We start from the raw sequence: 11,505 nt of genomic DNA, 5'->3' as shown, positions 1-11,505 counted from the left end.
CCACCGGCTGCTCGACCAGCCCGCGCCCCTCCCGAACCAGCCAGAACGCCGCGTACCCTTGAGCGCCTTCGCCAGGAGCTCAAGGGTCTGCGCACGGCCCGGCGTCGCGTCCAGGGGCTCGTCCGCGCGGGAACCCGCGACCGGGACGAGCATGACCTCCTCGACACCGTGCCGCTCGGCCAGGCCGCGCACCTCGGCGGCCACGTGCTGGGCGTCGCCGATCAGCCAGCGCTCCCGCATCGACTCGATCGACTGGGCGAGCAGACCACCGGCGGGCTCGTCGGCGGTGGCGCGCACCGCGTCCTCGACCGTCTCGAGCGGGCCGAGCCTCTGCCCCGACCGCAGCTTCGCCATCTGTCGCAGCTGCGGCAGCGCGCGGTCGTGCGCCTCGTCCGACGTCGGCGCGACCACCACGTTGGACGTGAGGAACGTACGCGGCTCCGGATGCTCGTCGGACGGCCGGTAGCCGTCGCGGTACAGGGCGAGGATCTGGTCCATGCCCTGGCCGGAGAAGTGGTTGGCGAACACGTAGGGCAGGCCGAGCTCGGCGGCGAGGCGCGCGGAGTAGTCGCTGGAGCCCAGCAGCCACACGGTCGGGACGCTCCCGGCGGCGGGCGTGGCCCGCACGTCGTAGATGTCGCCGGAGACCAGGCGCAGGCGGGCGCCGTCGGGCCCCATCAGGCTCAGGATGTCGGTGACGTGCTGCGGGAACCGGTCGACGTCAGCCGTCGGACCGGTCGCGCGCAGCAGCGACGTGACCACGGGGTCGCTGCCCGGGGCGCGGCCGATGCCGAGGTCGATCCGTCCGGGCGCGATGGCCTCCAGCGCCGCGAACTGCTCCGCGACCACGAGCGGCGCGTGGTTCGGGAGCATCACGCCGCCCGACCCGACCCTGATGCGGGCGGTCCGTGCGGCCGCGGCGGCGATCATGACCGGCGGCGACGACGCCGCGACGGCGGCCATGTTGTGGTGCTCCGCGAACCAGTAGCGCTCGTAACCGAGGCGGTCGGCGAGCGCCACCAGCTCGAGCGAGGCCGCGAGGGCCTGAGCACTGGTCTGGCCCGAACGGACGGGCACGAGGTCAAGGACGGACAAGCGTGGCTGGGTATTCATCGCCTCTGTCAACCGTCGGCGGGTCCGGCGTGTTCCGGGGCGCGGCGCCCTGCTCACCCGTGCCGGGCTCGCGCGCCGCGCGCGTCTATCACCCCAGGGATCGTCGCGGTATCGCCGAAGGTCATGGCGCCGACCCCCTTGGGCCTGACATGATCGCGAGGTGTCTGTTGATGTGCGCCCCGCGACCGACGACGACGTCGATGCCGTGGTCGACCTGTTCCGTCAGTACCTCAGGTTCTACGACCAGGAGGTGCCCGACGCCGAAGCGCGCGCCTACCTGACCGCCCGCCGCGACGCCGGCGACAGCGTGCTCCTGATCGCCGTGCAGAGGCCGGAGGGCACCGCGCCCGACGACCCGGCCGCCGAGGAGGTGGTCGGCTTCACCCAGAGCTACCCCACCTGGTCGTCCGTGAGCCTGAGCCGGTCCTGGGTCCTCAACGACCTGTTCGTTGCCCCCGACGCCCGCGGGACGGGCGCGGCTCGTGCTCTCGTGCGGGAGACGTGCCGCCGAGCCAAGCAGGCAGGCGCCATCCGGGTCTCTCTGGCCACCGCGTGGGACAACGTCGCGGCGCAGGGCCTGTACGAGTCCGAGGGCTTCGTCCGTGACCAGCACTTCCACCACTACGCGTACGTGACGGGCGCCTGACCGGCGGACCGGCGCGCCGTCCCCCGCTCCACCGCTCTCTCCTGCTTCAATGCCCTGGCTCGGCCCTGCCACCAGGGACTTCGGCCTGTCCTGCCAGGGCAGGCGAGCCAGAGCTGCCACATGATCTGTCGATTCGGGGAGACCCGGGACTGGAGCGCACACCACCATGATGGGAGGCCACCACGCCGCGTCGGGAGCCGCGGCCTGGATAGCTGTCACCGCCTCGACGCCGATCGCCTTCGGCTGGTACCCCGTGTCGGACGCGAGCGTGTTCACCGGAGCCCTCGTCTGCGCGGGCGCGGCGCTGCTGCCCGACGCCGACCATCACTCCGGCACCATCGCGAACTCGTTGAAGCCCGTGTCGAACGTGGTGGTCAAGGGTATCGAGGCGGTGTCGGGCGGGCACCGCAAGGGCACGCACTCGATCCTCGGCGTCGCCGTCTTCACGGCGATCGCCTGGGCGCTGAGCTTCCTGAGCATCGACACGGGTACCCAGGAGTTCGGGGCGATCCTGATCGGACCGGGCATCATGTGCGTGCTGCTCGTCGCGTTCGCCCTGAAGGCGCTGAAGATCACGCGCGACACGAAGATCTTCCCGTGGACGATGTCCGTGACGCTCGCGGTCCTCATCGCGATCTTCGCGCCCGAGGAGTGGTACTGGATGCCGTTCAGCGTGGCGCTCGGCTGCGTCGTGCACATCCTCGGCGACCTGATCACGACCGCCGGCGTGCCGCTGCTGTGGCCGCTGAAGTTCCGGTCCCCGTACTGGATGCGCAACAAGCGCGGCATCGAGCTCGACTGGATGTGGCGGACCGGCGGCAACCTCGCGATCCCGATCCTCGGGGACGCCGGGTCGGTGCGCGAGTGGATCCTGCTCGTCCCGATGTCGCTGTACGCGATCGTCGGCATCGTCTGGGCCATGCTGGACCAGATGGGCTTCGACACGATGTCCGTCTGGTACGACCTGGTGGCCCTCTTCCCGGCCTGACCCTGCCTCGTTGAGTGCTGGATATCTGCGCCTTTCGGGGCTCGAAAGCCGCAAATATCCAGCACTCAACTGTTCGGGTGGGTCAGAGGCCGCCAGCCACCGCCGCGGCGGCCGCGAGCCAGGCTCGCCGGGTGTCCGGGCGCAGCGCGCCGTAGCGGAGGTGGCCGTCGACCATCCCGGGATCGAACGGGATGGTCACCACCGCGCGGGCCAGCGACCGGTACCCGTCGGCGACCTTCTCCAGCTCGCTCGCCGGCTCCTTCTGGTCGGCCTGGCTCACGACGACGACCGCCTGCTGCGCCAGGTACGCCGACCGGCCGTCACGGGTCGACAGCGCCTCCAGCAGCAGCGCCCCGGCCTCCGCGTGGTCGTCACGCGTGGTCGTGGCCACGACGATCTGGTCGGTCAGGTCGATCATCCGCTGCCACATGGGGTCGGACTCGTCGTTGCCGGAGTCGATGAGGATCATCCGGTAGTACTTGGAGAGCACGGAGTGGATGGCGTCCACGTCCCGGGGCTCGATGCGCTGCTCGTTGGCCATCGCTATCGGCTTGGACCGCAGCACGTCGAAGCGGTCGCGCGTCTGGTGGTGCACGTACCGCGCGAGGTCCGCTGCCTGGGCCGACGGGCCGAGCAGGCGGTCCGTCTGCGGCAGCAGGTCCAGCAGCGTCGACTCGTGCGGCCCCTGCTCCGTGCGCCAGCCCAGCGTGCCGCGCGTCTGGTTGTTGTCCCACGTGACGACGCCGGCACCGCCGAACTGCGCGAAGACCGCCGCGAGCAGCACGGTCGACGGCGTCTTGCCCGCCCCGCCCTTGCCGTTGACCATCGAGATGGTGCGCGGCCCCGGCCAGTGCTGGCTGACGGCGCGCTCGTCGGCCCGTTCCGCCCGCTCCGCCTCGCTCGGCCCGACCCGGATGCCGATCCGGGTCAGCATCCCGCGGAACCCGCGCGTCGCGGGCTCCTCGTCCTGCTGGTGCGTGAGGAACGACTCGCGCGCCTCGCGCCGCGAGCGCGGAGGCTCCCCGTCGGTGATCGGTACCGGGTCCGACGGCGGTGCGGAGAGCCCACCGCCGGTGCTCCGCCCGCCCGGCGCCGCGTGGACCGGGCCGGCGGTCGGTGGGCTCGCCGGCCGGCCCGGCGCGGTGCTCGGTATCGGGCTCGGCATCGAGTCGGGCATCGGGTTCGGCAGGCGGCCCTGGACGGTGCTCGGCGGGCCGGAGACCGCGCCGCTCCTGGCGTCGTCCGTCGGGCTCTCCCGCATTCCGTCCTCGACCGGGAACGCAGTGCCCGCCGCGGGGTTCGCCCCGCTCGGCGCGTAGGCCGAGGTGGAGCCGGGCACGGCGTCAGGCGTCTCGGAGGTCCTCGGGAGACGACGCACCGTGTCCTCCGGGTCGGCCTCGACGGGCGCGCCGAACGAGTCCTGGTCCGCACCACCGGTCGCTTCAGCCGGCTCGCCTCGCGGCGGCAGATCCACAGCGGGTGCGTCCTCGAACGCCGGTGCGTCCTCGAACACCGGCCCGGGCTCCGCCGTCGGGCCCGGCGACACCTCGGGCACCGTGACCGACGTCCCGCCGTGCACCTCACCGGCAGGCGCAGTGGCCGGCGGCACCTGCGGCGTCGGTGCCGACGGCGGCGTGGGCTCGTCCTCCTCCGGCACCACCGTCCCGTCCGGGTGCACGATCAGGTTCCACAGACCCTCGGGCCCTGTCGCGGACGCCCGCACGGGCCGGCCGACCTTCGCGGCGTTCTCCGTGACCTTGCGAAGCACCTCCACGCGTGCCTCTTCCAGACTGCCCGTCGTGATCGGGTGGAAGGTCCCGTCGATCGTCACCTCACCGGATCCGTCTTCCCGGACTATCGCGTCGATCCGGGGCCAGCGGGGCACGGTGTCAGAGCTCATACGTTTCCTCCGAAGTTCCTGGGCAGGCGGCATCGCGTGGATCGCCCCCGAAGCAAGGGTCGGACATGTTCGTCCGCGTGGCCACCCCAATCACCCCACCTGGTAGGTTCTCGCGAAACCGGGACCACAACCGAGGAGCTTCGCGTGTCCGACGAGCCCACCCGCCGCATTCCTCCGGCGGACGACCCCACGCAGATCCAGCGGCCGCCCGCTCGCCCGGTTGCGCAGCCCGGCGCACCGTTATCGTATGCCGCCACGCAGTGGATGGACGCGGTCCAGGACGGGCAGTCAGGACAGGCGGCTCGTCCGGGCCAGGGCGGAGCTGGTTACGGCGACCGGACCCAGATGATGCCACCGGCCGGAGCGCCGCAGGGCAACACCGGGTACGGCGACCGGACCCAGGTCTTCCCGCCGTCGGGCACTCCGCAGGCCGGTTCCGGGTACGGCGACCAGTACGGCGACCGGACCCAGGTGATACCGCCGTCGGGCATGCCGCAACAGGGCACCGACCTGGGCCGGGACTACCGGGCCGCCACCCCGCCGCCCGCGCGGCCGTACCGCCCGTACGAGACCGTGCAGCCCACGCCCCCGCAGGCAGCCACCTTCCCGGGCGAGCCGAACTACGGACAGGGCCAGGCGGGCTACGGCCAGCCGACGCAGGCCTATGGCCAGCCGCCGGTCCAGCCGACGCAGGCCTATGGCCAGCCGCCGGTCCAGCAACCGCAGGCGTTCGGCCAGCAGCCGGGCTACGGCCAGCCGCAGCCCTTCGACCAGGTCTACGGCCCCCAGGCGCCCCAGCAGACGCCCCCGACGCCGCCGATCCAGCGCCGCGAGCGGGACCGGGGCGACGACTCCCCCGGCGGTTCCGCGGCGGGCGCCGTCCTGGCCTGGATCCCGCGGACCCTGCTCGTGCTGAGCGTCTACCAGCTCGTCCGGCTGATCCCCGGGTTCGACGTCATGCCGGACGTCTCGCAGTTCCCGCTGTTCCGCGGTATCGGCGACGGTGTGCTCGGCCTGCTCAACCTCAACCCCGAGTGGTCCGACCAGGCGGCCAACATGACGATCCCGGCGCTCGGCATCGCGCTCGCCGGCCTGCTCAACACGATCCGTTCGCTGGGCACGTCGATCGCGATCTGGCCCTACGGGCTCGCGGTCGTCGCGTGGATAGTGGTCTTCGCCGTCGGCGGCATCGTCGGCTACGCGCAGGAGGCCACCGAGAACATCAGGCAGGACGTCCAGAACTCCGTCGACGAGACGGTCGAGGACGCGAAGAAGGACGCGCAGGACTCCGTCGAGCAGCAGATCGAGCAGGGCGTGGAGGACGCGAGGCAGAACGCGACCGACCAGCTCGAGGACGCCCTGCCCGGCGGGAACGGCTGACAGGTCACGGGTCAGCCTCTTTACTGAGCGGTGTGGCGGGACGCTGATAGATTTTCTCTGGTCCAGCCGGTTGTGCCGGTGCGCTGCTGAGGAGTCCTTGCTTGTCCGACGAGACCGCCCGCACGACGGCCGCACGCCCCGCCGGTCAGCCCGCCGGGGGTGGCGACCAGACCGCTGCCGTCCCTCCGCCGCCGGCACCGACCCGGGTGCTGACGTCGCCCGCCGCAGCGCCGCTGACGGCGCCGCCGCCGACCGCCGCGACACGGGTCGTGCAGCCATCGGGCGCCGGTCACGCGAACGGGTCTGCGGGGTACCCCGGTGCCACCCCCGTCCCCGCCACCGCCACCGCCACCGGGCAGCGGATCCCGGCCACCGGAGAGGTCCTCGGCCCGTTCCAGCTCGTCGGCTCGCTCGGCCACGGCGGGTTCGCGCACGTCTACCGTGCCGTCGGACAGGGCGGCGAGGTGGCCCTCAAGGTGCTCACCAACTCCGAGTTCGGCGCGCTGGACCGGTTCGTCGGCGAGGCCGCGCTGCTGGAGCGGCTGGCCGGGCGCGGGTTCCCGCGGCTCGTCACCGCCGACCTGCAGTCGCCCACGCCGTGGTTCGCCATGGAGCTCGTGCCGGGCCCGACCCTGTCCCAGCGGGTGTCCGCCGAGGGGCCGATGCCGACGCGGGAGGTGCTGCGTGTGGCCGGCGACGTCCTCGACGCGCTCGCGGTGCTCCAGGAGGAGCACTTCCTGCACCGGGACGTGAAGCCGGCCAACATCATCGCCGCGCCCGACCGGTACGTGCTCATCGATCTCGGCATCGCCAAGGGTCACGGCACCAGCACGTCGACGCACGCCGCGGGCACCATCTCCTACATGGCGCCCGAGCTGTTCGTGCGCAAGCCGCACGCCCGCTCCGACGTGTACAGCCTGGGCCTGCTGCTGATCTTCCTCGCCACGGGCCAGCTACCGAACGACCTCAACTTCGTGGGGCGTGACCTGACGGCGGCCGACGTCGGACCGGTCGACCGCCGCCTGCTGCCGCTCGTCCTGGCCATGACCCGGCACCAGCCCGAGGACCGCCCGCCGCTGCACAACCTCATCGGTACCGTGGCCCAGCTCGCCAACGACAGCGCGGCGCTCGACCCCGCGCTGCTCGCCGCGGCGGGCGCCACCACAATCGAGCGCGGCCTCGTCACGGAGATGCTCACGGGGAGCGGGGCCCCCTCGGCCGCCGTCCCGCCGACCAGCGTGCTCGCGAGCAACCCGGTGCAGCACGGTGAGCCCGTCACCAACCTCGTCTACGACCAGCAGCTCATGGGCCGACTGCACCAGGTGCACGGTGACGGGTTCGACGGCGCGGCGGAGGAGGTCATCTCCACCTACCTGTCCGCCGTCGGGCCGCAGCGGGCCGGCGGGCGCGCGCCCGCCGAGATCAAGGACTACCTGTGGGCCGCCATGCGCTGGGCCCCTGCCTTCACCCCCGAGGGATACCCGGACACGTTCGACGGCTGGATCGCCTACCGGCAGCGCCACGGCCTGCCGCTCCCCGGCAGCCCGACGGCGGCTCCCCCGCTCCGGCGGCAGTCCGCCCGGCCGGCCCAGCGGACGACGTCGGCGACGGCACCGGCGCCCGTGACCAACCAGCAGGCCACACAGGTGGCGCCCGCGTTCCGCCCGGTTCCGGCGTCCGACACCCGCCTGGCGCCCGCGCCCGCCCAGCGGCCCGCCGCCCCGGCCCGCACCCAGCCGAACCTCCCGCCGCAGTCGCCCGCCCAGCCTCCGGTCCAGCCGGCCGGGCCTCCGCCGCGACGCGACGACAGGGGTTTTCCGGACACCCTGGACGCCCGGGACCGCAGGGAGCGCGATGCGAGCCGGCGCGACTCCGGCGGCGGCCTGGGCGTGCTGGCCGCCCTGCTCGGCTGGATCCCGCGTGTGCTGCTCGCGCTCGCGCTCTACCAGCTCGTGCGTCTCGTCCCCGGGTTCGACGCCATGCCCAGCGCGGCCGGGCTGCCGCTGTTCACGGCGCTCGGCGAGATCACGGTGTCGGCCCTGAACCTGGACCCCGTGTGGCTGCCGCGCATGGCGGAGCTGTCGATCCCACTGCTCGGCATCGTCACCTCGGCCGTCGTGAACCTCTTCCGGGCGGTCCGGACGCGCCGCGGCGGACGCACGTGGCCGTTCTGGCTCGTCGTCGTGGTGTGGGTGATCGTGATCGCCGTGCAGGGCGTCGTCGGCTACGCGCAGCAGGTCACGCAGGACGCGCGTGACTCGTTCGAGCAGCAGCGGGAGCAGATCCAGGACGACCTCGAGCAGGGGGTCCAGGACACCACCCAGGACGTGCGCGACTCGGTGTGGGAGTCGATAGAGAACGCCCTGCCGTGGAGCTGAGAACTCTCTTCGGATAAATCAGGTGCGGGCCGCCGCACGGTCGTGACATGCTCGGCGCACGGTCACCGAGCCTGCACTTCGAGGCGGCTTGTTGACCGGCCAGCACAGGCACTCGGGGAGTGCGGACAGGAAGGAGGCAGTCATGGACGACGTCGTTCGCGCGGCTGCCTTCGCGGCAGCAGACGCCACTGTCACCAGGAGCACCCGGGACTGATCCGGCAGTGCTCCAGCATCAAGGAGCACCGTCTTGCCCCGTTTTCCCGAAGCACCGAAGTCCCTCCTGATCCAGGCCGCGAACAGGAGCACCACCCAGCCCAGCACCCGGCCGACCGACGACGAGCTGCGCACCGCCCGGCGCGCTCGGATCGGTCGCGAGGAGCTGGAGGGCCCGCACCCGAGCACGCTCGGGGCGGACCCGTCCGAAGCCGGTCCCGCGCACGCCGGTCCCACCCGGGACCTCGACCAGGATCTCGTCGAGCCCGGCCCCGGGCAGCGCTGGTCCACCTGGCGGTCCGTCGCCAAGGGACAGCGCGGACCCGAGCCCCTGCCCGACTGGCTGGTCACCCGGGACGCCGCGTTCGACACCGAGCTCGGCATCCTCAAGACCGGCAAGGAGGCAGACGCCTTCCTGATCGAGCGCGCGGTCCCGGCGAGCGCGCCGTCCGGGGACACGCCGCCCGGCGGCGCCGAACGCTGCCTCCTGGTGGCCAAGCGGTACCGCAGCCTGGAGCACGGGCAGTTCCACCGCGGCACCGAGTACACCGAGGGGCGCCGGACGCGCCGGACCCGCGACCAGCGCGCCATGGAGGACCGGAAGTCCGCGTGGGGTCGCGCGGTCTCGGCCACCCAGTGGGCCGACGCCGAGTTCGTCGCCCTGCGTAACCTCTGGTCCGCGGGGGCGCCGGTGCCCTATCCGGTGCAGATCGACGGCACGGAGGTGCTCATGGAGTTCGTGGGCACCGAGGTGACCGACGACGCCGGCGGCGTCCAGGCGGTCGCCGCACCACGGCTGACCAGGCAACGCCCGTCGGACGACCTGCTCGAGTCGTACTGGGAGCAGCTGACGGACGGCATGTCGGTGCTGGCCAGGCTCGGTTTCGCGCACGGCGACCTGTCGCCGTACAACATCCTGGCCGACGGCGAGCGGCTGGTCATCATCGACCTGCCCCAGGTCGTGGACCTGGTGGCGAACCCGTTCGCGAGCGACGTGCTGCTGCGGGACTGCCGCACGGTGTGCGCCTGGTTCACAGCCCGGGGCCTGGACGTCGACGCGGACGCGCTGTTCGCCGACCTGCTGGGCCAGGCGCTCTGACCCGGCGCTCGCGTGTCGGACGTACAGATCACTCCGGTGACCTGTACGTCTGACACGTCACCCTGCCGGGGTGACCGGGCCGCAGGTCCACGAGGAGAACACCAGGTCGGTCTGCACCCGGCCCACCTCGCCGCGCGCCGTGAGGTCGAGGACCACACGCTGCAGCTCGTCGGTGTCGACGCAGGCCACATGGATCAGAAAGTCGTCGGGCCCGGAGACGTGGTGCACGGCTCGTGTCTGCGGGAGCCGTCGGACCCACTCGACGAACGGGCCCAGCAGGGGCCGGGAGTGGGTCGTGAGCCGCACCATCAGCATGGCCTGCAGCCCGCGCCCGACGGCGGCCGGGTCGATCTCGGCGCGGTAGCCGCGGATCACCCCGGCGTTCTGCAGCCGCTGCGTGCGGGCCAGGCACGTCGACGGCGCGACGCCCACGCGCTGCGCGAGCGTCTTGTTCGAGAGTCGACCGTCCTTCTGCAGCTCGTCCAGCAGCGCACGGTCTACCGAATCCAGGATCACGTTCTGGCCCATAGGCCGAATTTCTAGCATGCCTGACCGGGATACGAGGTCCCGGGTGCCGATAGTCCTCCATGACCACGCACGCGGAGACCCCGCTCGCAGGGAGCGCCCACTCCTGGAACACGCGCGCCGTCCACGCCGGCAAGGACGACCTGGCCGCGCTGGGCCTGCACGCCCCGCCGATCGACCTGTCCACCACCTACCCGTCGTACGACGTCGTCGGCGAGGCCGAGCGCCTGGACGAGTTCGCGGCGGGGCACGACGACGGCGGCCCGCCCGTGTACGGCCGCGTCGCCAACCCGACGGTGCGCCGCTTCGAGAACGCGCTCGCCGAGCTCGAGGGCGCCGAGGCCGCCGTCGCGTTCGCGAGCGGGATGGCCGCGCTGTCGGCCTGCCTGCTGGCCCAGGTCGCAGCGGGCAAGCCGGAGGTGGTCGGCGTCCGGCCCATGTACGGGACGACTGACCACCTGCTCGATTCCGGCCTGCTCGGCAACACCGTGCGGTGGGTGGCGCCCGACGAGGCGGCGTCGGCCGTCACCGACCGGACGGGGCTCGTGGTCGTCGAGAGCCCCGCCAACCCCACCCTCACCGAGGTGGACCTGCGCGCGCTGGCCGACGCCTGCGGCACCGCGCCGCTCCTCGTGGACAACACGTTCGCAACGCCCGTGCTGCAGCGGCCACTGACGTTCGGCGCGAGCCTGGTGCTGCACAGCGCCACCAAGTACCTGGGCGGGCACGGCGACGTGATGGGCGGTGTCATCGCCTGCTCCGAGGAGTTCGCCCGGTCGCTGCGGCAGGTCCGGTTCCTGACCGGCGGCATGCTGCACCCGATGGCGGGCTACGAGCTCCTGCGCGGGCTGGCGACCCTCCCGGTGCGGGTGCGGGCGGCGTCGGCCACGGCGGCGGAGCTGGCGCGACGGCTGGCGGAGCACCCCCGGGTGACGCGAGTGCACTACCCGCGCGTGGGCGGGGCGATGGTCTCGTTCGAGACGTCCGTGGACCCGGTGGCGCTGGTCTCCGCCGTCCGGCTGATCACGCCGGCCGTGAGCCTCGGCAGCGTCGACAGCCTGATCCAGCATCCGGCCTCCCTGACCCACCGGATCATGGACGAGGTAGCCCGTAAGGACGCGGGCATCTCCCCCGACCTGGTCCGCCTGTCGGTAGGCCTGGAGGACGTCGAGGACCTCTGGCAAGACCTGCTGACGGCCCTCACCCACGCGGCCCGTTGAGTGCTGGGTATTTGCCCCCTTGGCCGCGCTGAGGGGGCAAATA

The 11,505-nt window shown here is 72.6% G+C and carries 9 protein-coding genes; 6 read left to right on the top strand and 3 right to left on the bottom strand.

Annotation, left to right across the window (positions count from 1 at the left end; all coding sequences use genetic code 11):
- The coding region (locus ACFWE2_RS20865; RefSeq protein ID WP_377226128.1) for an LLM class flavin-dependent oxidoreductase at nucleotides 1-1,113 on the bottom strand (1,113 nt) is incomplete at its 3' end.
- A 160-nt stretch (nucleotides 1,114-1,273) separates the two neighbouring features.
- On the opposite strand from ACFWE2_RS20865, the gene ACFWE2_RS20860 reads away from it, so the two are divergent.
- On the top strand, nucleotides 1,274-1,759 hold the full coding sequence (locus tag ACFWE2_RS20860) for a GNAT family N-acetyltransferase (RefSeq protein WP_377226127.1): 486 nt from the start codon (nucleotides 1,274-1,276) through the stop codon (nucleotides 1,757-1,759).
- Between the two features lie 166 nt (nucleotides 1,760-1,925).
- Nucleotides 1,926-2,747 carry a metal-dependent hydrolase gene (locus tag ACFWE2_RS20855; protein WP_377226126.1) on the top strand — a complete coding sequence of 274 codons (822 nt, stop codon included), beginning with the start codon at nucleotides 1,926-1,928 and terminating at the stop codon, nucleotides 2,745-2,747.
- 82 nt (nucleotides 2,748-2,829) lie between these two features.
- On the opposite strand, the gene ACFWE2_RS20850 is transcribed toward ACFWE2_RS20855, so the two are convergent.
- Nucleotides 2,830-4,647 carry an ATPase gene (locus ACFWE2_RS20850; protein WP_377226125.1) on the bottom strand — a complete coding sequence of 606 codons (1,818 nt, stop codon included), beginning with the start codon at nucleotides 4,645-4,647 and terminating at the stop codon, nucleotides 2,830-2,832.
- Nucleotides 4,648-4,791: 144 nt separating this feature from the next.
- Between ACFWE2_RS20850 and ACFWE2_RS20845 the strand changes: the two genes are divergently transcribed.
- The 3 genes from ACFWE2_RS20845 to ACFWE2_RS20835 all read left to right on the top strand — a co-directional run bounded on the left by ACFWE2_RS20845 (nucleotide 4,792) and on the right by ACFWE2_RS20835 (nucleotide 9,717).
- Complete coding sequence (locus ACFWE2_RS20845; RefSeq protein WP_377226124.1) at nucleotides 4,792-6,027, top strand: hypothetical protein; 1,236 nt, start codon at nucleotides 4,792-4,794, stop codon at nucleotides 6,025-6,027.
- Nucleotides 6,028-6,128: 101 nt separating this feature from the next.
- Entirely contained in the window at nucleotides 6,129-8,405 is a 2,277-nt protein-coding gene (locus ACFWE2_RS20840; RefSeq protein WP_377226123.1) for a serine/threonine protein kinase, read from the top strand.
- A 247-nt stretch (nucleotides 8,406-8,652) separates the two neighbouring features.
- A complete protein-coding gene (locus ACFWE2_RS20835; RefSeq protein ID WP_377226122.1) occupies nucleotides 8,653-9,717 on the top strand; it encodes a serine protein kinase RIO in 1,065 nt (354 codons plus the stop codon).
- Between the two features lie 57 nt (nucleotides 9,718-9,774).
- On the opposite strand, the gene ACFWE2_RS20830 is transcribed toward ACFWE2_RS20835, so the two are convergent.
- Entirely contained in the window at nucleotides 9,775-10,245 is a 471-nt protein-coding gene (locus ACFWE2_RS20830) for an Lrp/AsnC family transcriptional regulator (protein WP_377226121.1), read from the bottom strand.
- Nucleotides 10,246-10,304: 59 nt separating this feature from the next.
- Here ACFWE2_RS20830 and ACFWE2_RS20825 point away from each other — a divergent pair, with 59 nt between their 5' ends.
- Nucleotides 10,305-11,462, top strand: a complete 1,158-nt coding sequence (locus tag ACFWE2_RS20825) for a trans-sulfuration enzyme family protein (RefSeq protein WP_377226120.1) — start codon at nucleotides 10,305-10,307, stop codon at nucleotides 11,460-11,462.
- The last annotated feature ends 43 nt before the right edge of the window (nucleotides 11,463-11,505 follow it).

Origin of the sequence: Promicromonospora sp. NPDC060271, assembly GCF_042726755.1 — a bacterium.
Taxonomy (GTDB): domain Bacteria; phylum Actinomycetota; class Actinomycetes; order Actinomycetales; family Cellulomonadaceae; genus Promicromonospora.
This window is presented reverse-complemented; position numbering and strand designations above follow the sequence as displayed.